Origin of the sequence: Paenarthrobacter sp. 22069 (assembly GCF_052046035.1) — a bacterium.
GTDB lineage: Bacteria > Actinomycetota > Actinomycetes > Actinomycetales > Micrococcaceae > Arthrobacter.
This window is the reverse complement of sequence record NZ_JBQEQF010000005.1, coordinates 70,158-93,219: the sequence shown is the minus strand read 5'-3', so window position 1 is coordinate 93,219 and position 23,062 is coordinate 70,158. Positions and strand designations below refer to the sequence as shown.

The 23,062-nt window shown below is 66.2% G+C and carries 21 protein-coding genes and 1 pseudogene; 14 read left to right on the top strand and 8 right to left on the bottom strand.

The features are described 5' to 3' along the window. Positions 1-43: 43 nt before the first annotated feature. The 3 genes from ACTJK0_RS05505 to ACTJK0_RS05495 are packed head-to-tail and all read right to left on the bottom strand — an operon-like array spanning position 44 to position 3,199. Positions 44-946: a carbohydrate ABC transporter permease gene (locus tag ACTJK0_RS05505; RefSeq protein WP_440744541.1), complete on the bottom strand. Its 903-nt coding sequence runs from the start codon at positions 944-946 to the stop codon at positions 44-46. Further along, entirely contained in the window at positions 943-1,881 is a 939-nt protein-coding gene (locus ACTJK0_RS05500) for a carbohydrate ABC transporter permease (RefSeq protein ID WP_440744540.1), read from the bottom strand. Before ACTJK0_RS05500 ends, ACTJK0_RS05505 begins: the two co-directional genes overlap by 4 nt. Before the next feature lie 40 nt (positions 1,882-1,921). Then, a complete protein-coding gene (locus ACTJK0_RS05495; protein WP_440744539.1) occupies positions 1,922-3,199 on the bottom strand; it encodes an ABC transporter substrate-binding protein in 1,278 nt (425 codons plus the stop codon). 90 nt (positions 3,200-3,289) lie between these two features. Here ACTJK0_RS05495 and ACTJK0_RS05490 point away from each other — a divergent pair, with 90 nt between their 5' ends. Further along, positions 3,290-4,495, top strand: a complete 1,206-nt coding sequence (locus tag ACTJK0_RS05490; protein ID WP_440744538.1) for an ROK family protein — start codon at positions 3,290-3,292, stop codon at positions 4,493-4,495. A gap of 22 nt (positions 4,496-4,517) precedes the next feature. Here ACTJK0_RS05490 and ACTJK0_RS05485 read toward each other — a convergent pair whose 3' ends face one another. After that, positions 4,518-5,186: a GntR family transcriptional regulator gene (locus ACTJK0_RS05485; protein ID WP_440744537.1), complete on the bottom strand. Its 669-nt coding sequence runs from the start codon at positions 5,184-5,186 to the stop codon at positions 4,518-4,520. 125 nt (positions 5,187-5,311) lie between these two features. Between ACTJK0_RS05485 and glyA the strand changes: the two genes are divergently transcribed. The 7 genes from glyA to purU are packed head-to-tail and all read left to right on the top strand — an operon-like array spanning position 5,312 to position 14,218. Continuing rightward, a complete protein-coding gene (gene glyA, locus ACTJK0_RS05480) occupies positions 5,312-6,652 on the top strand; it encodes a serine hydroxymethyltransferase (RefSeq protein ID WP_110541995.1) in 1,341 nt (446 codons plus the stop codon). After that, positions 6,649-7,869 (top strand): sarcosine oxidase subunit beta family protein, encoded by a 1,221-nt coding sequence (locus ACTJK0_RS05475; protein WP_110541994.1) that lies wholly within the window; start codon positions 6,649-6,651, stop codon positions 7,867-7,869. The genes glyA and ACTJK0_RS05475 overlap by 4 nt, the downstream gene beginning before the upstream one ends. Positions 7,870-7,898: 29 nt before the next feature. Continuing rightward, complete coding sequence (locus ACTJK0_RS05470; protein WP_440744536.1) at positions 7,899-8,321, top strand: sarcosine oxidase subunit delta; 423 nt, start codon at positions 7,899-7,901, stop codon at positions 8,319-8,321. After that, positions 8,318-11,260, top strand: coding sequence for a sarcosine oxidase subunit alpha family protein (locus tag ACTJK0_RS05465; protein WP_440744535.1), 2,943 nt, complete (start codon positions 8,318-8,320; stop codon positions 11,258-11,260). Before ACTJK0_RS05470 ends, ACTJK0_RS05465 begins: the two co-directional genes overlap by 4 nt. Next, on the top strand, positions 11,253-11,903 hold the full coding sequence (locus ACTJK0_RS05460; protein WP_110541991.1) for a sarcosine oxidase subunit gamma family protein: 651 nt from the start codon (positions 11,253-11,255) through the stop codon (positions 11,901-11,903). The genes ACTJK0_RS05465 and ACTJK0_RS05460 overlap by 8 nt, the downstream gene beginning before the upstream one ends. Next, positions 11,903-13,318, top strand: a complete 1,416-nt coding sequence (locus ACTJK0_RS05455) for an L-serine ammonia-lyase (RefSeq protein WP_110541990.1) — start codon at positions 11,903-11,905, stop codon at positions 13,316-13,318. Before ACTJK0_RS05460 ends, ACTJK0_RS05455 begins: the two co-directional genes overlap by 1 nt. A 3-nt stretch (positions 13,319-13,321) precedes the next feature. After that, entirely contained in the window at positions 13,322-14,218 is an 897-nt protein-coding gene (gene purU, locus ACTJK0_RS05450; protein ID WP_440744534.1) for a formyltetrahydrofolate deformylase, read from the top strand. An 86-nt stretch (positions 14,219-14,304) separates the two neighbouring features. Here the strand turns inward: purU and ACTJK0_RS05445 are convergent, their stop codons facing one another. Further along, entirely contained in the window at positions 14,305-14,886 is a 582-nt protein-coding gene (locus ACTJK0_RS05445) for a TetR/AcrR family transcriptional regulator (RefSeq protein WP_440744533.1), read from the bottom strand. Positions 14,887-15,053: 167 nt separating this feature from the next. Here ACTJK0_RS05445 and ACTJK0_RS05440 point away from each other — a divergent pair, with 167 nt between their 5' ends. The 3 genes from ACTJK0_RS05440 (at position 15,054) to ACTJK0_RS05430 (ending at position 18,322) form a co-directional block, all read left to right on the top strand. Then, positions 15,054-15,398, top strand: coding sequence for a cupin domain-containing protein (locus ACTJK0_RS05440; protein WP_440744532.1), 345 nt, complete (start codon positions 15,054-15,056; stop codon positions 15,396-15,398). Positions 15,399-15,407: 9 nt separating this feature from the next. Next, on the top strand, positions 15,408-16,757 hold the full coding sequence (locus tag ACTJK0_RS05435) for a flavin monoamine oxidase family protein (protein WP_440744531.1): 1,350 nt from the start codon (positions 15,408-15,410) through the stop codon (positions 16,755-16,757). Positions 16,758-16,846: 89 nt separating this feature from the next. Further along, positions 16,847-18,322: an APC family permease gene (locus ACTJK0_RS05430; protein WP_440744530.1), complete on the top strand. Its 1,476-nt coding sequence runs from the start codon at positions 16,847-16,849 to the stop codon at positions 18,320-18,322. A 189-nt stretch (positions 18,323-18,511) separates the two neighbouring features. On the opposite strand, the pseudogene ACTJK0_RS05425 reads toward ACTJK0_RS05430, so the two are convergent. After that, a pseudogene (locus ACTJK0_RS05425) lies at positions 18,512-18,940 on the bottom strand (AmiS/UreI family transporter); the annotation flags it as partial. 204 nt (positions 18,941-19,144) lie between these two features. On the opposite strand from ACTJK0_RS05425, the gene gdhA reads away from it, so the two are divergent. Then, complete coding sequence (gene gdhA, locus ACTJK0_RS05420; RefSeq protein ID WP_440744529.1) at positions 19,145-20,482, top strand: NADP-specific glutamate dehydrogenase; 1,338 nt, start codon at positions 19,145-19,147, stop codon at positions 20,480-20,482. Positions 20,483-20,491: 9 nt separating this feature from the next. Here gdhA and ACTJK0_RS05415 read toward each other — a convergent pair whose 3' ends face one another. Then, positions 20,492-21,463: a helix-turn-helix domain-containing protein gene (locus tag ACTJK0_RS05415; protein ID WP_440744528.1), complete on the bottom strand. Its 972-nt coding sequence runs from the start codon at positions 21,461-21,463 to the stop codon at positions 20,492-20,494. 163 nt (positions 21,464-21,626) lie between these two features. On the opposite strand from ACTJK0_RS05415, the gene ACTJK0_RS05410 reads away from it, so the two are divergent. Together ACTJK0_RS05410 and ACTJK0_RS05405 are read left to right on the top strand one after the other, a co-directional pair. Further along, positions 21,627-22,301 carry a DUF1345 domain-containing protein gene (locus ACTJK0_RS05410; protein ID WP_110541981.1) on the top strand — a complete coding sequence of 225 codons (675 nt, stop codon included), beginning with the start codon at positions 21,627-21,629 and terminating at the stop codon, positions 22,299-22,301. A 37-nt stretch (positions 22,302-22,338) separates the two neighbouring features. Further along, a complete protein-coding gene (locus tag ACTJK0_RS05405) occupies positions 22,339-22,776 on the top strand; it encodes a DUF1003 domain-containing protein (protein WP_440744527.1) in 438 nt (145 codons plus the stop codon). Between the two features lie 72 nt (positions 22,777-22,848). On the opposite strand, the gene ACTJK0_RS05400 is transcribed toward ACTJK0_RS05405, so the two are convergent. Next, a complete protein-coding gene (locus tag ACTJK0_RS05400) occupies positions 22,849-23,025 on the bottom strand; it encodes a CsbD family protein (protein ID WP_440744526.1) in 177 nt (58 codons plus the stop codon). Positions 23,026-23,062: the final 37 nt, after the last annotated feature.

Below are 23,062 nucleotides of genomic sequence, written 5' to 3'. Positions count from 1 at the left end.
TTCCTTCAGTGTCATCGGGTGGTGGTTATGCGGCGGGGGCAGGTTACTTGACGGCGCCCTGGGTGAGGCCGGCCATCACCCAGCGCTGGGTGAACAGGTAGACGATGATGGCCGGTCCCATCGCCATCAGGTACGAGGCGAAGGCAACGTTGTAGCTGTTGCTGAACTGCGTCTGGAAGATCTTTTGCAGCACGGGAATGGTCTGCAGTTCGGGATCGGAAATGATGAGGGAGGGCATCATGAAGTCGTTCCAGGAGGCGATGAAGGCGAAGATGCCCACGGTGGCGCTCATGGGTCCAAGCAGGGGGAAGATGAGCCGCCAGAACACCTGCCACGTTCCGGCGCCGTCCATCCGCATGCTTTCCTCCAGTTCCAGGGGGATCGAGCGCAGGAAGGCGGTAAACAGCATCGTGTTGAACGCCAGGGCAAAGACGATGTGCAGGATTGCGACGCCGAGCGGATTGTCGAGTCCCACGAGGCCCGTGAGTTGGATCTGGGGCAGTGCCACCACTGGGAACGGGATGAACATTGCGGCGAGCAGGTAGAAGAACGACCAGCGGAAGAGCCGGCGGTCCCAGTTGCGGACAATGGCGTAAGCGGCCAGCGCCGACACGACGATCTCGCCGACGACTGCGGTCACGGACACGAACACGGAGATCAGGAAACCGCGCGGGAAATTCGTGAGCGTCCACGCTTGCGCGAAACTGTCCAGGGTCAAGGGGGCGGGCAGCGAGAAGGCATTGCCGTCAACCGCCTGGCCGGTGGTCTTGAAGGCCATGCTGATGGTGACGTACAGCGGGACGAGCACGCCGAGCGTACACACGATCAGGACGGCGGTGGCGGCCCAGTTGGTGCGCTGCGGGCCGGTCCGGACCCGGCCCTTTCCTGGGGCTGTTGGTCCTGGGGTCACTGGTTCTGCGGGGATGGTGCGGGTCGCCGTGCTCATGCTGCGATCCCTCCTTTGCCACGGGTGAAGCGGAGCTGGATGAGTGCGATGGCGATGCTGATGAGGAAGAAGATCACTGCATTGGCCATCTGGTAGGCGTAGTCGCCGCCTTCGAAGCCGCGGAAAATGGCCATGGCAACGCTGCGCGTTGAGACCCCGGGGCCGCCGTCGGTGAGGCCGACGATGATGTCGTAGGCATTGAGGTAGTTCTTGAAGCCCAGCACGGTGTTGATCACCGCGTACCCGGCAATGAGGGGCAAAGTGATGTGCCGCAGGTTGTGCCAGGCGGACGCGCCGTCGATGGAGCTGGCCTCGTAAACCTCGGGCGGAACCGTGAGAAGCCCTGCGATGTAGATCAGCATCGCACTTGGAACTGACTGCCACGCGGTGACGAAGACGATCCCCAGCCAGGCAAGGTCGGGGTTGGCCAGGATGCTTGAGGAGAGCAGGTCGATTCCCAGCCCTTTGCCCATCAGCGGCAGTGAATTCGAGAAGAGGTACTGGAACACAAAGGCGATGACGATGCCGGAGATCACCATGGGGATCACGAACACGGTGCGCAGCGCCGTACGGAAGCGGACACGTGACGTCAGCCCCAGGGCCAGCAGGAAGGCCAGGACGTTCACAACGACCACCGTCACCAGCGAGAATGCCAGCGTGAACCCGTAGGCGCCCAGGACTCCCTCGTCACGGAATACCGCAATGAAGTTCCGGATGCCGATGAACTCGAAGTCTCCGAAGCCAACAGAGTTGGTGAAGCTGTAGACGAATCCGAGGACGGCGGGCAGTGTGATGGCGAGGGTGAAGATCGCCAGTGAGGGGAAGAGGAAGAAGTAGTACAGCGGATCCGCGCGGCTTATGCGGGCAGCCGCCGGCTTTCGCGCTGCCGGGGCTGTCACCACCGCTCCCGGGGAAGGCTTCGTCATTGATGACATGGAGGAGTCCTCATTTCAGGCATGGAGATCGGAAGTGGGGCTAGGCGCGGAATGCCAGGCGGGCCCAGTCGGCGTCCATCCGGCGCAGCGTGCCCTGCGGGTCGGCGCCACCGATGATCGACTGGATGTAGTTGGCAGCGGGAATTGTGTTGGGAATGAACTGTGAAGCGCCCATGTAGAAGCGGCCGTCGTCGTAGTACTTCTGCATTTCGACGATCCGGGGATCGGTGACCGGGGGTGCGTCCTTGGACGTGCCGAAGCCCAGGAACTGGGCGTTGTAGGTGTTTTGGACGTCGGGCTGCATCAGGTACTGAAGGAAGGCGCGTGCCCCCTGCTGGCCGTTGGCGGCCTCGGGCACCCAGAGCGAAAGGTCGATGTTGACGCGGACCTTGAGGTCGGCAGGGCTGTCTGTCATTGGCAGGGGGAAGGTGCCGAGCTCAAGGTCAGTGCCGGCCTTTTCGATCTCGCCGAACGCCCACGGACCCTGGAAGTACATCGCCGCCTGGCCCTGGGCCATGGCAGTGTTGCCGTCACCATAGCCCCGGCTGGAGGCATCAGGATTGACGTACTTCGTCAGCTGTACCATGCGCTGCACCGGTTCCAGCAACGTCTTTTGGAACGATACTTCGGAATCCGGGCCGGCGTCCTCGCCGACGTCATGCATCTTGCTGTAGAAAGCGCGCACGTCAACCATGCCGCCCACCGTGTAGTCGAACAGGCCTTGCGCGATGGTCCAGGGGTCCCGGAAAGTTCCGTAGATAGGAGTGACGCCAGCTTCCTTGAGCCGTTCACACACCTCAATGAATTCGTTCCACGTGGTGGGGACGGCCAGGCCGTTCGCCTCAAAGATGCGGCGGTTGTAGATGACGGACGCGGCCATGACGGAGTACGGAATGACGCTGGTGCGGCCGGGGTAGGTGGGGTACCAGTTGGTGAGGTCCAGAACGTCGTGCCGGATGGAACCTGCTTCGGGGAGGTCGGAGAGGTCTGAGAGTGCACCGCGCTCCATGAACCGGGCCATCTCCAGGTTGTAGTTGAGGCAGCCAAGATCCGGGGGACTGCTGCGAACGAAGCTGGCAGAAAGATTTGTTGCCATGTCATGCAGCACGCGGTACCGGTCCTGCGACGCGGTGAACTTCGATGCCAGGTCGCGGAAGTAGGGAACCGCTTCCGGTTTTGACTGGTGGAACGTGATGGTTGGTGCGGCACTTGCCGGCGCGCACCCGGCCAAGCCGATGGCGGTGAGCGTACCTCCCGCGGCGGCAAGGAAAGTACGTCGGGAGACTCGCGTCCCGGCGGACGTCAAAGGTGGCAACATCGGCTCCTAAGGGCTCTCGAAAAGAATTTATTTGGACCTTATATTTAGGTCCTATATGAGGATGGGGGACCCGAGGGATATCGTCAAGGGGTGGACGGAACTACGGCGAGCTCGACGCAACTGTTACGGCAGATCAACTCGGAAGCGCTGCTGCGCTTTGCCCTGCAGGAACAGGTGTTCACGGCTGCGGAAGCCATGGACGCAACCGGGCTGACGCGCGCCACGGTGCTGGGTGTCTGCGACGGGCTGGTGGAAGCGGGCTGGCTGGAGGAAGTGAGCGACGGCGGGGACGCCGGCCGGGTGCATAAGGGCCGGCCCGCACGCCGGTACCGGCTGCGCGAAGCTGCGGGCGTGGTGGTCGGGCTGGATGCCGGTGAAAGCCAGCTCACCACCATCGTGGCGGATCTGCGGGGCCGTGAACTGGGCAAACGCCGCCGAAGCATCGACTCGCACTTCCTGGGCCGCGCCGGGCGGGTTGCGACCGCGCGGGAGCTGATCGATCAGGCGCTTAACGACGCAGGATGCGGCGCCGGCGACGTCCTGCTCACGGTCGTAGGCGTTCCCGCCCCGGTTGATGGGGCCGGACAGTCCCCGGACCGGGGAGAATTCTGGAACCTGATGAATTCCGGATTTGCCTCAAGCCTTCCGGGGACCGTCATCGTTGAGAATGACGCCAACCTTGCCGCCATCGCCGAGCAGGCGCAGGAGCCTTCGGTGAATGTGGCAACCCTGCTCTCCGGAGAGCGGTTTGGTGCCGGGCTGATCGTTGACGGGCGCTTGCTTCGGGGGCGCCACGGCGGCGCCGGTGAGATGCGCTTCCTGGACATGTTCGACAACAAGCTCGTCCCCGACGAGGGAGGCTCGGATGGGTTCGGAGCGCTTGCGCGGAAGTGGGCGCGTTCACGCATTGGTTCCTATGGCGGGGCTACCGTGCTGCGGCGCCTGCCCCCGGAAGAAATCAGTGCCGAGGACGTCTTCCAGGCGGCGGGGGAGGGGGATCCGCTGGCACGGGACATTATCGAGCGGCTCGGCGTCCGGCTGGCGCGGATTGCGGTGGTGCTCTCCAGCCTCGTCGACATCGAGCGGGTGGTCATTGCCGGCGGGATTTCACCGGCCATCGGCCCTGTCCTGGAACACGCCCGGACCCTGCTGCCCGCGAACTCCGGCCTGCCGCTGCCTGACCTTGTTGCAAGCACTTTCGGTGCAGAGGCAGTGGTCCAGGGCGCCATCGAATCCGCCCTGACAAGCATCAGGGGTGAACCGTTGGCATTCCTCCCGCGGGTCCTCAGGGCCTGAGGGCGGGACGGCGCGGGGAAGCCTAAAGAACGCTGCGGATTGCCTGCTCGAAACTGGTCACATGCTCCAGGGCGAGCTTGCCCGCCCGGTCCGAGTCGCCGTCGGCCACTGCCTCCAGCAGTTCCACGTGCTCGGCGATGTGCTCCGCCACGGAGGGCACCTTATCCAGCACCATGCACCAGATGCGGGTGGCCAGGTTGTCGTACCGGATCAGGACATCTTTAAGGTGGGTGTTGGCGGCCGCCTTGTAGATCAGCCGGTGGACCTTGATGTCGTAGCGCATGAGGTCGTAGGGATCGTCCCCGCCGCCCATCTTGGCGATCGCGGCAGCGGTTTCGCGGATTTCCTGGCGCAGGGCGGGGGTGGCGAGCTTGGCGGCGCGGCGGGCGGCCAGGGGCTCCAGGGATTCGCGCAGTTCAGAGACGTCCGCAAGTTCGGTGATGTCGACGATGGTGGCGAAGGTTCCGCGCCGGGGATAGGACACCACAAGGTGGTCGCTTTCCAGGCGCTTGAGCGCTTCCCGGACCGGGGTGCGGCCGATGCCGAGGTCGGCGGCGATCTTGCCGTCGTTGATTGCCTCGCCGGGCCGGATGTCGAGCATGATGAGGCGGTCCCGAAGGTGCCGGTAGGCCTGCTCGGCGAGCGAAAGGTCCCCGTCCCCGACGAGGTGGTTCTCCAGTGTGACGCTCATTTCGAGGGCTCCCAAGGTAGCTATTGACTGCGACGTGATCTGCAACATACTATTACGTCAGATCTAATATATCAGTTACAGATCAGTTATGGATCAGTAATTCCGAAGGGCTTAGAAGGAGAACAATGCAGGACGTACTGAACGCCTCGCTCGCCACGGTTGACGCCGACGTCGCCGCCGCCGTTGCACGGGAACTGCACCGCCAGCAGTCCACGCTGGAAATGATCGCTTCGGAGAACTTCGCTCCGTCGTCCGTGATGGAAGCCCAGGGCTCGGTCCTCACCAACAAGTACGCCGAGGGCTACCCCGGTAAGCGCTACTACGGCGGCTGCGAACACGTTGACGTGATCGAGCAGCTCGCCATCGACCGCGTGAAGGCCCTCTTTGGCGCCGAATTTGCCAACGTCCAGCCGCACTCCGGCGCCCAGGCCAACGCGGCCGCCATGTTCGCCCTGCTGAACCCCGGCGACACCATCCTCGGCCTGTCCCTGGCCCACGGCGGACACCTCACCCACGGCATGAAGATCAACTTCTCCGGCAAGCTCTACAACGTGGTGCCCTACCACGTCCGCGAGGAAGACCTCCGCATCGATATGGCAGAGGTGGAGGCCCTGGCCCTCGAACACAAGCCCAAGCTGATCGTGGCCGGCTGGTCCGCCTACTCCCGTCAGCTCGACTTCGCCGAATTCCGCCGCATCGCTGACCTCGTGGGCGCCTACCTCATGGTCGACATGGCCCACTTCGCCGGCCTGGTGGCCGCAGGGCTGCACCCCAACCCCGTCCCCTACGCGGACGTGGTCACCACCACCACCCACAAGACCCTGGGCGGTCCCCGCGGCGGCGTGATCCTGGCCAAGGAAGAGTACGCCAAGAAGATCAACAGCGCCGTCTTCCCCGGCCAGCAGGGCGGACCGCTGGAGCACGTGGTCGCCGCCAAGGCCGTGGCCTTCAAGCTCGCCGCAGCCCCCGAATTCAAGGAACGCCAGGAACGGGTCCTGCAGGGCGCCAAGCTGCTGGCCGAGCGCCTCCTCAAGGACGACGTCGCAGCCGCGGGGATCTCCGTGGTCAACGGCGGCACCGACGTCCACCTGGTCCTCGTGGACCTGCGCCACTCCGAACTCGATGGCCAGCAGGGCGAGGACGCCCTTCACAAGATCGGCATCACGGTTAACCGCAACGCCGTGCCGTTCGATCCCCGCCCGCCAATGGTTTCCTCCGGCCTCCGGATTGGCACTCCCGCCCTGGCCGCCCGCGGCTTCGGTGCCGCCGAATTCACCGAAGTGGCGGACATCATTGCCTCGGCGCTGATCGCTTCGGCCGGCACGGGCACCCTGCCCGGGGACACCGCCGTCGAACTCCGTGCACGCGTGACGGCCCTGGCCGAAAAATTCCCCCTCTACCCGCACCTCACCGCCGACGCCAGCCCGGCCGGAGCTGAGGCAGACTTGATTGGAGCCGCCCAGTGAGCACCCAGCACCTTCCGGAGCACCCGGACTTCCTTTGGCGGAACCCGGAGCCAAAGTCCTCCTATGACGCAGTGATCGTGGGCGGCGGCGGGCATGGCCTGGCCACCGCATACTTCCTGGCCAAGAACCACGGAATGACCAACATCGCCGTCCTGGAAAAGGGCTGGCTGGCCGGCGGCAACATGGCCCGCAACACCACCATCATCCGCTCCAACTACCTGTGGGACGAGAGCGCCGCGATCTACGAGCACGCCCTCAAGCTCTGGGAAATCCTGCCCGAGGAACTCGAATACGACTTCCTCTTCAGCCAGCGCGGCGTGATGAACCTGGCCCACACCCTGGGCGATGTCCGTGAAAGCATGCGCCGGGTGGGTGCCAACAAGCTCAACGGCGTCGACGCCGAATGGCTGGACCCGCAGCAGGTCAAGGAACTCTGCCCCATCCTGAACATCAGCGACAACATCCGCTACCCCGTCATGGGCGCCACTTACCAGCCCCGTGCCGGCATTGCCAAGCACGACCACGTCGCCTGGGCCTTCGCCCGCAAGTGCGACGAACTGGGCGTTGACATCATCCAGAACTGCGAAGTTACCGGCTTCCTCAAAGACGGTGACCGGGTGGTAGGCGTTAAGACCAACCGCGGCACCATCAACACCGAAAAGGTGGGCCTCTGCGCCGCAGGCCACAGCTCGGTCCTGGCCGAGATGGCCGGATTCCAGCTTCCCATCCAGTCCCACCCGCTGCAGGCACTCGTATCCGAACTCCACGAGCCGGTCCACCCCACCGTTGTCATGTCCAACCACGTGCACGTCTACGTGTCGCAGGCGCACAAGGGCGAACTGGTCATGGGCGCCGGCGTGGACTCCTACAACGGGTACGGCCAGCGCGGCTCCTTCCACGTCATCGAGCAGCAGATGGCGGCCGCCGTCGAACTCTTCCCCATCTTCGCCAGGGCCCACGTGCTCCGGACCTGGGGCGGCATCGTGGACACCACCCTGGACGCCTCGCCGATCGTGGGCCTGACTCCCGTGGAGAACATGTTCGTGAACTGCGGCTGGGGGACCGGCGGGTTCAAGGGAACCCCCGCCGCCGGCATGACCTTCGCGCACACCATCGCCACCGGCGCCCCGCACCAGCTGAACAAGCCGTTCTCCCTGGAACGCTTCGAAACCGGCGCCCTCATCGACGAACACGGCGCCGCCGCCGTGGCCCACTAGCCGCCGCCACCAGAAAAGGACTAACGCACATGCTGCTGATCCCATGCCCCAACTGCGGCCCGCGGGACGAAACCGAATTCCACTACGGGGGACAGGCCCACGTGCCGTACCCGGAGAACCCCAGCGAGCTGACCGACACGGAGTGGTCCCGCTACCTCTTCTACCGTGAGAACCCCAAGGGCATCTTCGCCGAACGCTGGGTCCACAGCACCGGCTGCCGCCAGTGGTTCAACATGCTCCGCGACACCGTCAGCTACGACATCAAGGCCATCTACCCCATGGGTGCCCGCCGGCCTGACCTGGGCGCCGCCCCGTCCGGAGAAACCGGCACGGCCAGCCTTGCCGCTGACAGCACCACCACCGGAACCGTGGCACCCAGCCTCGCTGCCACCAGTCTTGCCGCCAGCACCACGCCCGCCACCACCACCGCCCCGGAAGGAGCAACCAAGTGACTTCCCAGAACGCCCGGCTCAGCACCGGCGGCCGGATCGACCACACCATCTCCTGGCGCTTTACAGTAGACGGTGAAGAGTTCACCGGCCACCCGGGCGACACCCTGGCCTCGGCCCTGCTGGCCAACGGCCGCGTGGCCGTGGGCAACTCGCTCTACGAGGACCGCCCCCGCGGCATCATGTCCGCCGGCGTGGAAGAGGCCAACGCCCTGGTCCGCATCGAAGCCCGCTTCCCCGGCGACGTCGCCGAATCCATGCTCCCCGCCACCACCGTTTCCCTGGTGGACGGGCTCAAGGCCACCCTGCTCAACGGCCTGGGCAAGCTGGACCCGGCGGACGACCGCGCCGAATACGACAAGAAGTACGTCCACACCGACGTCCTGGTGATCGGTGGCGGCCCCGCCGGACTCGCCGCGGCCCGCGAAGCCGTGCGCACCGGCGCCCGCGTCATGCTCCTTGACGACCAGCCCGAACTCGGCGGCTCGCTGCTCTCCGGTTCCACCGCTCCGGGCCAGGCAGAGACCATCGAGGGCAAGCCAGCCCTGGAATGGGTGGCCGATGTCGAAGCCGAGCTGGTGTCCGGCGCAGAGTCCACTGTCCTGAACCGCACCACCGCGTTTGGCGCCTATGACGCCAACTACGTAATCGCCGTCCAGAACCGCACGGACCACCTGTCCAGCCCTGCCGCCCCCGGTGTTTCCCGCCAGCGGATTTGGCACATCCGTGCCAGCCAGGTGGTGCTGGCACCGGGTGCCCACGAACGTCCCCTGGTGTTCGAGAACAATGACCGCCCCGGCATCATGCTCGCTTCCGCCGTACGCACGTACCTCAACCGGTACGCCGTAGCCGCCGGCAGGCGCGTGGTCATCAGCACCACCAACGACAGCGCCTACGCCGTCGCCGCCGACCTCGCCGCCGCCGGCGTCAAGGTCGCAGCGGTCGTGGACGCCCGCCCCCAGCTCACCGCCGCGGCAACTGCCGCCGTCGAATCCGGCATCCGCGTCCTGATCGGCAGCGCGGTGGCCAGCACCACTGCCGACGCCACCGGCCGGCTGGACGGCGTCACCGTCCGCAGCATCAACGACGACGGCGAGCTCACCTCGGGCGTCGAGCAGATCGCCGCAGACCTGCTGGCAGTGTCCGGCGGCTGGAGCCCGCTGGTCCACCTTCACTCACAGCGGCAGGGCAAGCTGCGCTGGGACGAGGACCTGGCAGCCTTCGTGCCGAGCACCGAAGTTCCCGACCAGCAGACCATCGGCTCCGGCCGGGGATCCTTCGCCACCGCAGACTGCATCGCCGAGGGCATTTCCGCCGGCGCAAGGGCGGCCATCGCAGCCGGCTTCGAATCCGCCGTCGAACCGTCCGTGTTCGGCGACCCGAAGGCCTCCGCCCCCACCCGCCAGCTGTGGCTGGTACCGGGCGAGAGCGGAACCCCGGAGGACTGGCACCACCACTTCGTCGACTTCCAGCGCGACCAGTCCGTGGCGGATGTCCTCCGCTCGACCGGCGCCGGTATGCGCTCCGTGGAACACATCAAGCGGTACACCTCCATCAGCACCGCCAACGACCAGGGCAAGACCTCCGGCGTCAACGCCATCGGCGTGATCGCTGCGGCCCTGCGCACGGCCGGCGAGGCCTCGCGCGGCATCGGCGACATCGGCACCACCACGTACCGCGCACCGTTCACCCCGGTGGCGTTCGCGGCACTGGCCGGACGCCAGCGCGGCGAGCTCTTCGACCCCGCCCGCGTCACGTCCATCCACCCCTGGCACGTTGCCAAGGGCGCCCTCTTCGAGGACGTTGGACAGTGGAAGCGCCCCTGGTACTACCCGCAGGGCGGGGAGGACATGGACGCCGCCGTGCTGCGCGAATGCGCCGCCGTCCGCGACTCCGTGGGCTTCATGGACGCCACCACCCTGGGCAAGATCGAAATCCGCGGCAAGGATGCGGGGGAGTTCCTCAACCGGATCTACACCAACGCGTTCAAGAAGCTCGCCCCGGGCGCCGCACGCTACGGCGTCATGTGCACCCCGGACGGGATGGTCTTCGACGACGGCGTGACCCTGCGGCTCGACGAGGAAACCTTCTTCATGACCACCACCACCGGCGGCGCCGCCAAGGTGCTGGACTGGCTGGAGGAATGGCTGCAGACCGAGTGGCCTGAGCTGGACGTCAAGTGCACCTCCGTCACGGAGCAGTGGAGCACCATCGCCGTCGTCGGGCCGAAATCCCGTGAGGTCATCGCCAAGGTGGCACCGGAGCTGGCAGCCAACGGCGGCCTGGACGCCGAAGCCTTCCCGTTCATGACCTTCCGCGAAACCACCCTTGCCTCCGGCGTGCGGGCCCGGATCTGCCGGATCTCGTTCTCCGGCGAACTCGCCTACGAGATCAACGTCCCGGCCTGGTACGGGCTGAACACCTGGGAAGCCGTGGCCGCTGCCGGTGCCGAGTTCAACATCACCCCGTACGGCACCGAAACCATGCACGTGCTGCGTGCCGAGAAGGGCTACCCGATCGTCGGGCAGGACACCGACGGCACCGTCACGCCGCAGGACGCGGGCATGGAGTGGATCGTTTCCAAGGCCAAGGACTTCATCGGCAAACGCTCCTACTCCCGGTCCGACGCACAGCGTGATGACCGGAAGCACCTGGTGAGCGTCCTTCCCGTCGACGGCACGCTGCGGCTGCCCGAAGGCACCCAGCTCGTGGAAAAGGGCCGCTCCACCAACCCCGCCTACGGCCCCGTGCCGATGGAAGGGTTCGTCACCTCCAGCTACCACAGTGCAGCGTTGGGCCGGTCATTCGGCCTGGCCCTGATCAAGAACGGACGCAACCGCATCGGCGAGACGCTGGTGGCGGCCGCCGGCGACCAGCTGGTGGACGTGGTTGTCGCAGAGACAGTGCTTTTTGACCCTGAAGGGACCCGTAAAGATGGCTGAAACAGCAGCATCCCCGACCTCCGCAAAGACCTTGGCGGACAAGAACCTGGCAGCCCGGATCAGCCCGGCCCGCCAGCTGTCCGACGCGTTCGCCGCAGGTTCCCTGGCCGGCACCGTTGAGCTCTCCGAGGTGCCCTTCCTGACCATGGTGGGGCTCCGGGCCGACGCCGGTTCGGAAACCGCAAACCGGCTGGCCGCCGTCACCGGCGGCCTCCCGGCCGGCTCCGGCTCGGTGGTCACCAATGGTGACACCTCCGTGCTGTGGCTTGGTCCTTCCGAGTTCCTGGTGGTGGCGCCCACCGAGGCCCACGAATCCCTGGGCGGCGACCTCATCCCCGCCCTCCGGGAGGCCCTCGGCAGCGACGCGGGCCAGGTGGTGGACCTCTCCGCCAACCGCACCACGTACGAGCTCACCGGCCCCCGGGCCCGCGCTGTCCTTGAAAAGGGCTGCTCGCTGGACCTGCACCCGCGGGCGTTCAAGGCCGGAACCGCGTTCTCCACCGAGATCGCGAACATCCCTGCCATCCTGTGGAAGACCGGCGAAGAGTCCTTCCGGATCTTCCCCCGGGCCTCCTTCGCCGAGTTCCTGGGCCGCTGGCTGCTGGACGCCATGCGGGAGTACGCTTCGCCAGAGGTCCCCTGATGGCGCTTAGCGTCCTTGACCTCTTCTCTGTTGGCATCGGGCCCTCGTCGTCACACACGGTGGGCCCGATGCGGGCGGCCAAGCTCTTCGCAGACGGCCTGAAGGGCGACGGACAGCTGGCCTCCACCGTGCGCGTCCAGTCGGAACTGTTTGGTTCCCTGGGCGCCACGGGGCGGGGCCATGGCTCGGACAAGGCGGTGGTCCTGGGCCTGCAGGGCCTTGAACCGGAAACCGTCAACACCTTCACCGCCGATGACCAGGTGGCCGCTGCCGCGCTGAACGCCGAACTGCAGGTCGCGGGAACGCACCGGGTGGACTTCAACTGGGAAGAGGACGTGGTGCTGCACCGGCGCAAGTCCCTGCCCGCCCACCCCAACGGCATGACCTTCCGCGCCCTTGACCACACCGGCGCCGTACTGAGTGAACGGAGCTTCTACTCTATTGGGGGCGGCTTCGTGGTGGACGGCGATGCCGCAGGGGCGGACAAGGTGGTGGCGGACGACACCGTGCTGCCCTACCCGTTCTCCACAGCGGACGAACTCCTGCAGATCTGCAAGCGCGAGGGAATGTCCATTTCGGACGTCATGCTCGCCAATGAGCTCACGTGGCACAGCGAAGCCGAACTCCGGGAAAAGCTGCTGGGCCTGTGGGCCGTCATGCGCGAGTGTGTGGAGAACGGCTGCAACGCCGAGGGTATCCTGCCGGGCGGCCTGAAGGTCACCCGCCGCGCACCCGCGCTGTTCCGCACCCTCACCGCCTCCGCCGCCACCGCCGAAGCCGCGGCAGCAACGCCGTCGCCCGTCCAGGCACCCGCTGACCCGCTGCTGGCGATGGAATGGGTCAACCTGTTCGCCTTGGCAGTGAATGAGGAGAACGCCGCCGGCGGGCGGATCGTTACCGCGCCCACCAACGGCGCTGCCGGGATCGTGCCGGCGGTCCTGCACTACTACATCAAGTTTGTCCCGGGAGCCGACGACGACGGCGTGGTCCGCTTCCTGCTGGCGGCGGCCGCCGTCGGAATCCTGTTCAAGACCAACGCCTCCATCTCCGGCGCCGAAGTGGGCTGCCAGGGCGAGGTGGGGTCTGCCTGCTCGATGGCTGCGGCCGGGCTCTGCGAAGTGCTCGGCGGGACGCCCGCGCAGGTGGAAAATGCCGCCGAGGTGGGGATCGAGCACAACCTGGGCCTGACCTGCGACCCCGTGGGCGGGCTGGTGCAGATCCCCTGCATCGAGCGGAACGCGATCGCCAGCGTGAAGGCGATCAACGCGGCCCGGCTGGCCCTGCATGGGGACGGAAGCCACAAGGTCTCGCTGGACAAGGCCATCAAGACCATGCGCGACACCGGAGCCGACATGAAAACCAAGTACAAGGAAACCTCCCGAGGAGGCCTCGCCGTGAATGTGATTGAGTGCTGAGCCATGACTGCTACTGAAACCCACCACCCCGCCCCGAAGGCGCCCACCACTGTGGAGCACGTCCTCACGCTGGACTGCCCCGAAGGGCCGGGCATCGTGCACGCCGTTTCCGGCTTCCTGCTGGAACACGGCTGCGACATCATCGACAACAAGCAGTTCGGTGAGCGCAGCGAGGGCCACTTCTTCATGCGCGTCCACTTCGTCTCAGAGGGCGACGACTCCACACTGCAGGTCCTGCGGGACTCGTTTGCCCCCGTGGCCGACAAGTTCGGCATGCGCTGGCAGCTTGAACGCCAGGGGTCCAAGCGCAAGGTGCTGATCATGGTGTCCAAGTTCGGCCACTGCCTCAACGATCTGCTCTTCCGCGCCCGCATCGGTGAACTTCCCGTGGACATCGTGGCTGTGGTGTCGAACCACCGGGACCACCAGACACTGGTGGAGTGGCACGGCATCCCCTTCCACCACATCCCGGTGACCGCCGATACCAAACCGGCGGCGGAAGCTGAGTTGATGGAACTGGTGGACAGCCTCGACGTCGAACTCGTGGTGCTGGCCCGCTACATGCAGGTGCTCAGCGATGACCTGACCCGGAAGCTGGACGGCCGCGCCATCAACATCCACCACTCGTTCCTGCCCAGCTTCAAGGGCGCCAAGCCATACCACCAGGCCTACGCCCGGGGCGTCAAGACAGTCGGCGCCACGGCGCACTACGTCAACGCCGAGCTGGACGAGGGCCCGATCATCTCCCAGCAGGTAGTGGACGTGGACCATACCTACGGCCCCGAAGACCTGGTGGCGGCCGGCCGCGACACCGAATGCAAGGCCCTCTCCAATGCAGTGAAATGGCACTGCGAAGGCCGGGTCATCCTGCAGGGCAACCGCACCGTGGTGCTCCGGTAGCCGGACCAACACCATACTTCCAGCGCGGCTGGCTTCCCCTTCCGGGGCGGCCGGCCGCCCTTTTTGTTGTGCCCGTCCGGGCGGCGTCAGGCTCCGCGACGGAGCAGCACCACCTGGTGCACCTCCTCAAGGGCTGCAGCAATTTCGTCCCGGCCCACCCCGGCGAGGTATTGCATGACCAGTCCGTCCAGTGCAGCGAACAAGGTGCGGGCAACCACCCGGACATCGCCCTGGACGCCGAAAGCCCGCAGGCCCTCGGCGAGGGCGTCCACATAGCTTTCGTACAGCGTGGCCACCGGTCCTGCCAGCTCGGGGCGGCGGCGGGCCTCGAGGATCATCTCGTACTGGAACACCTGCAGCCCCGGGTCTTCAAGGAGCAGCTCCAGCAGCGCCCCGGTAAAGGTGCCTCCGTTCTCCGCTGCATCCTTCAGCCGGGAGGCGGCGATGGACTGCTCGGAGGACCACTCCAGTGCTGCGGCGATCAGGGCATCGCGCGTACCGAAATGATGAGCCACCAGGCTGTTGTTGACCCCCGCAGCCTCCGCAACCGCACGGTATGTCAGCCCCCGCAAACCTTTCTGCGCCACCACATCCACCGCCGCACGCAGCAAAGCTTCGCGGCCCTGGCCATAGGCGGGCGTGGCGGAGCGGGCGGCGGAAGCGGTCATACCGTCGATTCTAGCCAGCGTATCTTCCGGCCCGGCCTACCTATTGACTTAAAACTAAGCAATTGCTTAGATTGCTTTCACGCAGTGACCCGGGTCACCAGCGAACCCCTTTCCATATCTTTCGCGGCCAACCCAGATTCCCGCCGCCCCTGCCACCTGGAGTCCCCATGACAACAACATCTGCCTTCAGCACGTCCTCGTCCCTTGACCGGGAGAAGAACGAACCCTTCGAACTGGGCCAGGTCCAGTGGATCCGCCGGTTCGGCGAAGGTGGCCGGGAGGCGTTGGCCTGCGGATACTGGCACGTCACACCGTCCGAGGCCCCGAAACCCTTCGATCTGCTGATGGAAGCCGACGAAACGATCCACATCATCGAAGGCCACCTCCGGATTGAGGTGGAGGGTGGAGACGCCTACGACCTCACGCCCGGCGGTGCCGCCTCCTTCAACAGGGGTGCCCACACGCGGTGGACCGTCCTGGCCCCCACCGTCGAGTTCTTCGTCTACTCATAGGCGCGGACAATGGAACAGCACAGCAGCGCCTTGGACCAGGGCCAGCTGGATGTCATCGTCGTCGGTGCCGGTTTCGCCGGCCTCACCGCCGCACGCGAGCTCACCCGGCAGGGGTTGAAGGTTCATGTCGTGGAAGCCCGGCACCGGATCGGCGGCAGGACCTGGCTGGATCACCGGCTGGGCCGCGACCTGGAGATCGGGGGCACCTGGGTGCACTGGACCCAGCCCTACGTCTGGGCCGAGCTGAAAAGGTACGGCATCGGTACCGTTGCAAGCCCGGAGCCGCAGCGCGCCTTCTGGTGGGCCGGAGGCGCGCGGCAGGAAGGTGACCCGGCCGGCCTCCTGGAGCTGATCGGCACGTACAACGCCGCGTTCGTGCAGGAGTCCCGCCGCTACTTCCCCGAACCCTTCCGTCCGTTGAGCACCGGGGACTTCAAGGCAATCGACCACATCTCTGTCCAGGACCGTATACGGGAGCAGTTCCCGGCAGGCACTGAGCGGGACGTGCTGGAGTCCTTCTGGGCGCTGAACTTCAACGGGCCGCTGGACGAGGCCGCGCTGACCCAGGCCCTGCGCTGGGTGGCCCTGGCCAACGGTGACTGGGCCGTCAACTTCGAAGCCTGCGCCACCTACAAGATCCAGGGCGGCACGGCGGCCCTGGCCGGTGCCATCCTCCGGGACGTCCGGGCCGCCGTCGACTTCGGCTTCGTTGTGTCAGGGATCAGCGACGACGGCGGTATGGTCTCCGTCAGCAGCACGGACGGCCGGACCGTCACGGCCATGACCGCAATCGTCACAGTTCCGCTCCACGCGCTGGGCGCCGTCGATTTCGAGCCGCCCCTGCCGCCTGCCCAGGCGGAAGGGGTCCGCCGCGGACAGGTGTCCAGGGGTGTCAAGGTGTGGATCCGGCTGCGGGGTGAACATGCCCCCTTCGTAGCGCTGGGAAACGCGGACTGGCCGCTGAACTTCTTCCAGGCGGAATACACGCTCGACGGCGACACGATCGTCGTCGGATTCGGGCCGGACGCGTCGAAGATCGACGCCGGGGACGCCGCGGCAGTGCAGGCGCAGCTGGTCCGGCTGGTGCCGGACGCCGTCGTACAGGAGGTCGCGACGCATGACTGGGTGGCGGATCCGCTGGCGGGGGAGACGTGGCCGATGCACCGGACCGGTTTCCTGGCCAACCATCTTGCCGCGCTGCAGGCTGGGCACGGAAACGTGCTTTTTGCCGGCTCCGACATTGCCAACGGCTGGGGCGGCTTCATTGACGGGGCCATCGAGAGCGGCATGGAGGCCGCACTGGCGGCGGCTTCGAATATTGCGGGCCGCACCGGCACTGCGCTGACCGACAACAACTGATCGCTGGTGGACAAAGCCGCGGCGCGGGCCGCTGCCAAGCTGGATTCCACAGCAATTTTTCCGAGCTCATGACCGTTAAGAAGGATCCAATGAGTATTTCGAATTCCGAGACCCGGACCACTGACGCTCCGGCCAAGGAGCATTCCACGGCCCTGCGCGCCGGCAGCATCGGCGTGCTGGGCATCCTGTTCTTCGTCCTCTCCGCCCAGGCGCCCCTGACGGGGATCGTCGGCGCAGCGCCGCTCGCCGCAGCCCTGGGCAACGGTGCCGGCGCCCCGGGCGCCTACCTGATCGTGGGCATCGTCATCGTGATCTTCGCGGTGGGCTTCGTAGCCATGAGCCGTAAGATCCAGGCCAACGGTGCGTTCTACGCCTACGTCACGGCAGCGTTCGGCAGGCGGACCGGAGCCGGTGCAGCCTGGCTGGCGCTGCTGGCCTACAGCACCGTCCAGGCCGCCATGTACGGGCTCTACGGCGCCGCCTTCTCCGGACTCCTGGCCTCCGCCGGACTCGGGATTCCCTGGTGGCTGCTGGCCCTGGCCACCATGGCCGGGGTCCAGGTGCTGGGTTCCCTCAACATCGAACTCGGTGCCCGCGTGCTGGCCGTGCTGGTGGGACTCGAGGTGGCCATCCTCCTGATGTTCGGCTTCACCGTGCTGTTCCACGGCGGCGGCCCGGAAGGCATCAGCGTTGCCGCGTCCTTTTCGCCGGAAGCCATCGGCGCAGGGGCTCCAGGCGTTGCCATCATGTTCGCCGTGGCTTCCATGTTCGGTTTCGAATCGACGGCCATCTACTCCGCCGAGGCCAAGGACCCGCACCGCACCGTGGCCCGCGCAACTTACCTGTCGGTGGGTGTCATCTCGGTATTCTTCGCCTTCATCTCCTGGATGCTGGTCAGCTACTACGGCCCCTCCCAGGTGATGGACGCCGCCGGCGCCGCCCTCGAGTCCGGGGACGCCACCTCCTTCGTCATGGGCCCCCTCGTGGACCTGTTCGGCCCCTGGGCGGGCATCGTGGCAGGCATTCTCCTGGTCACCTCGCTGCTGGCCGGCATCATCGCCTTCCACAACGGCATCAACCGCTACCTCCACTCGCTGGCCCTGCGCGGTTCCATGCCGGCCGTCCTTGCCCGGACCAACCGGCACCGCGCACCCGCCGTCGCCGCGTGGGTCCAGTCCGCCACCGCCGTCGTGCTGGTGGTGCCGTTCGCCATCCTGGCCCTGGACCCGGTGCTGACCCTGTTCTCCTGGTTCAGCGGCCTGGCCGTGGCGGCACTGCTGGTGCTGTACATGCTGTGTTCGGCGGCCGTCGTCGCATTCTTCCGCCGGGAACGCAGCGCAGCCCAACTGTGGCAGACCCGCATCGCCCCCGTCCTGGCGGCGGTCCTGCTGGCCTGGGTCCTCAGCCTGGTGGTCAGCAACTTCACGGCCCTTATTGGCGGCAGCGCCGAGACAGCTACGGCCCTGCTGGTGTCGGTCCCGGTGGTCTTCCTGGCCGGCGTGCTGGTGGAGTGGGCCATCCAGCGCCGCCACCACGTGGCCGCCCTGGGCCACGCGCTTACGTAACCGTTTACTTGGCCGGCAGCGGAGCTGCGGCACTGGNGGTCCGCGCCGGGCCAGCACGCGTGCCGCCACGAACAGGCTGCCCAGCAGCAGTGCCGCCAACCACGCCACGGAGCCGGAAACCGGCCACCATCCCGCCAAACCAAGAAGTGCGGGAACAGTGGCGGACACCTGGCTGGTCAGCACCAGCGACCAGCCCGCGAACGGCTCCAGGCGCCCTGCGCCAAGGGCCAGGCACGCGAACAGCATTGCCCAGAGCGCGCTCCAGCACAGCCAGAGCACCGCCAGCAGCGGATCGCTGCCCACCCAGGCAGCTGCCAGCAGCACCCCGCAGAACGCCACCATTCCGCAGAACCAACCCAGTCCCCGCGAGCCGAGTGCCAGCAGCGTATCCAGTCCCGAATACAGGTACGTGGTTCCGAACAGGAACATGCCTGCCGCCGTCAAAAGCGCTGCCGGAACATTGCCGGCGGTGGAGGCATGGACGACGCTGAGCACCAGCTGGGTGCCACCGGCCAGCAGGCTGAGGACGGCGGCGTCGCGGCGGGGCAGGCGCCCAAGGGTGGCCAGGCCGTTGACCAGCAGGGCGGCACCGGAGAGCAGGAGGCAGACGTAGGGCATCAGGCCGTCCCCGCTATTTGCGCTGGGGAAAAACATCTCATAAAGCGGAAAGTTGCTGTCACAATACGGAGATTAGTGCAGGCGCCGCGGGCGGGCTAACGGGGGCCAGTCATAATCCGATAGGTTGAAGCGTAAACCTATCGGGGCGATAACTGCCTGCTTGGCGCCCGTTCCCACTACGGCTCCAAGGTAAGGACAGAGTTTATGGATGCACGGCTGGAAGCCATCAGGGACAGCGTGCTGGCGCGGAACCCCGGGGAGGCGGAGTTCCACCAGGCCGTGGTGGAGGTCTTCGAAAGCCTGGGGCCGGTGCACGACCGCCATCCCGAATTCCTCGAAGCCGCCATCCTGGAACGCCTCTGCGAGCCTGAGCGCCAGATCATCTTCCGGGTCCCGTGGACGGATGACTCCGGACGCGTCCGCATCAACCGCGGCTTCCGCGTCGAGTTCAACTCCGCCCTGGGGCCCTACAAGGGCGGGCTCCGCTTCCATCCCTCCGTATACCTGGGCATCGTCAAGTTCCTCGGCTTCGAGCAGATCTTCAAGAATGCGCTCACCGGCATGCCCATTGGCGGTGGAAAAGGCGGCTCCGACTTCGACCCCCGCGGACGCAGCGACGCCGAGGTCATGCGGTTCTGCCAGTCCTTCATGACCGAGCTCTACCGCCACATCGGCGAGTACACCGACGTTCCCGCGGGTGACATCGGCGTGGGCGGCCGTGAAATCGGCTACCTCTTCGGCCAGTACAAACGCATCACCAACCGGTACGAGTCCGGCGTGCTGACCGGCAAGGGGGTCTCCTGGGGCGGATCCCTGGTCCGGCCCGAGGCGACCGGCTTCGGGACGGTGATCTTCACCCAGGAGATGCTGAAGACCCGCGGAACCTCCTTTGAAGGCCGGCGCGTGGTGGTCTCCGGTTCCGGCAACGTGGCCATCAATGCCATCGCCAAGGCGCAGTCCCTCGGCGCCACCGTGGTGGCCTGCTCCGACTCCTCCGGCTACGTGGTGGACGAGGCGGGCATCGACGTCGCGCTGCTCCGCGAGGTGAAGGAAGTGCAGCGGGCGCGCCTGAAGGACTACGCCGAGCGCCGTGCCGGCGTCTCCTACGTGGACGGCGGCTCCGTGTGGGACGTGGCCGCGACGGTGGCGCTGCCGTGCGCCACGCAGAACGAGCTCGACGGCGATGCTGCCGCCCGCCTGGTCCGCGGCGGCCTGGTCGCGGTCGGTGAAGGCGCCAATATGCCCTCCACCCGAGACGCCGTAGCCGTATTCCAGGAGGCCGGCGTGCTGTTCGGGCCCGGCAAGGCGGCGAACGCGGGCGGTGTGGCGACGTCCGCACTGGAGATGCAGCAGAACGCCAGCCGGGATTCGTGGTCCTTTGAACACACCGAGGAACGGCTGACGGACATTATGGTGGGCATCCACGACCGTTGCGCCGCCACCGCAGAGGAATACGGCGAACCGGGCAACTACGTGCTGGGCGCAAACATCGGCGGCTTCGTCAAGGTGGCCGACGCGATGCTGGCGCAGGGCCTGATCTGAAAGGTTGGTTCAGGAGCCGCGGCGCCACTGGGTGGGGGAGACCCCGAACGCGTCGCGGAAGGTCCGGCTGAAGTGGGCTGCGTCCAGGAACCCCCACGCCGCTGCCACGGCACCCACCGACTTGCCCGCATGCAGGGGATCCCGCAGGTCACGGCGGGCACCTTCCAGACGCTGGCTCCTGATGAAGCCTGCCACCGTACTGCCGGTTTCGTGGAAGACGTTGTGCAGGTGCCGGGTGGAAATGAAGTGCGCGGCGGCAATGCCGGCCGGGGACAACAGGGGATCGGAGAGGTTGGCCTCAATGTACTCCCGGATGGACACGGCCAGCAGCGCCTGCGGCTTCATCCGGTCCGGCGAGATGTCCATTTCCGCGTGCAGCATGGTGGACACCAGATCCAGCGCGTTCGTGGCGAGCCGGGAGCCGCTGGGGCCGTTCAGGACATCCAGGTTCGACGAGAGTTCCCGGATGAACTGGCCCACGATGCCGCTGAGGCCGCCGCTGCCCATCCGGACGGCCGCAAGCTGGCCCACGTAGTCCGCCGGCAGGGACAGGGCATCACAGGGAAACATGAGCACCATGATCCGGGTCTGGTCCTCGAAGGCGAGCGTGTACGGCCGGTTGGTGTCATAGATGGCCAGGTCGCCGGGCTGAAGCACGGCTTCCCGGTTGTCCTGGATCAGCAGGCCCGTTCCTTCCAGCTGCAGGTTCAGCTTGAAATAGCGTTCGTGGGCCTGGGCAATCAATGCCGGCGTGCGGTGCACCTCGTGCGACGTGGCGGTGACTTCCACGATGGACATCCGGTCCAGCACCCGGGACCGCATCCGCCCCTGGAATCCATCAACGTCGGCCGTCCGGGCGGTGAGGGGCACGAAGGATTCGGCCACCAGGTGTTTCCAGTGGTCGAACGACGTCGCAACGCTGGAGGTGAGATGCTGGCTGGTTTCCCGGGACATCGCCCCGGTTGATGCTGGTGCTGGCATTGGTGTTCCTTGCGACGGGCTGCAGCATGGCGTTTCCCCCGGCTGTGTCGTGGGACACAGTCCACCCAGATTAACTGCACCGGAACTTTTTTTCAACAGCTGGCGAAAATAAAGATTCCGCCCTTGCCAGCGTGCCCCAAGGCTCCCGTGCCATGATCAGGCCATGAATCGCGTCCCGGGCACGACTGAACAGCGCCGTAACTACAACTCCCGTGCGCACCACTCCCGCCTTCGGGTGCTGGTGATGCTCATCGTCGGACTCGTGGCAGCGCTGGGTGTCGGGTTCCTGGGCAGCTGGCAGTACGCCCCGGCCGCTGGTTGGGCTGCCTCCTCGGCCACCTACCTGGTCTGGGTGTGGAGCGTCATCGGGCGCCTTGGCCCGGCCGCCACGGCTGCCCACGCCCGGCGGGAGGACCCGGGCCGTGTGTTCTCCGACGCCCTGGTCCTTACGGCCACGGTGGCCAGCTTTGCCGGGGTGGGTCTGATCCTGCTGGACGCCTCCAGCGCCCAGGGCCTCACCAAGGACGCCACCGTTGCCATGGCGCTGGGCAGCATTGCCCTGTCCTGGTTCCTGGTCCACACGTTGTTCACCCTGCGGTATGCCGCCATCTACTACCAGGGCGGGACCGGCGTCGACTTCAACGAGGATGAGCCACCCAGCTATGCCGATTTTGCCTATCTGGCCTTCACTGTGGGCATGACGTTCCAGGTATCGGACACCGACCTGAAAACCAGGGCGATCCGTTCCACCGTCCTGCGGCAGGCGCTGCTGTCCTACCTCCTGGGCGCCATCGTGCTGGCCACCACCATCAACCTGGTATCCGGACTCATCCATTAGCCGCCTCCGCTGCGGAGCCAGGACATATTCTGGGGCCATGGCGGAGATGAGAATGAACTGGCACAGGCGGCACAAAGAAGCTCTAAGTGCAGGTGACAGGGCTGCGGATACGCTGCGGAACGGCATGGGCAGCTGGCCGTTCGTGGGCATTTTCGTGGGTTCCATGGGGCTGTGGGCCGCGGTGAACACGTTCCTCCTGGCCAGCCGGGCCTGGGACCCCTACCCCTACATCCTGCTGAACCTTTTCCTGTCCATGCTGGCCGGCCTCCAGGGCGCGATCCTGCTCATTGCGGCGAAGCGCCAGGACGCCATCGCATCAGCCATGGCCCAGCATGACTACGAGACAGACGTCCGCGCTGCCGCGCAGATCGAAATGCTGATGAACATCAACGCCGAGCAGCTGAAGCTGCTGCAGGAACTGCGTGGCCTGAGGGGCAACCCGCCGGGCGCAAGCGGCGAATTCGGGCTCCCCTAATGGCGGAATTCCGCTTAAACCAGCAATGGGTGCAGCTCCTGCAGGAGCTGCACCCATTATGGCAAGGGTCGATTAATCCTTCTTGAAGGCATCCTTGACGTGCTCGCCGGCCTGCTTGATGTCCGACTTGGCCTGGTCCGTCTGGCCTTCCGCCTTCAGGCTTTCATCGCCCGTGGCGCTTCCGGCAGCTTCCTTGCCCTTGCCGCCGAGCTTCTCTGCTGCGTTGCCGATCTTGTCATCCAAACCCATGGAGATGCTCCTTACAGTTCGTGCTCGCTCCGGCATT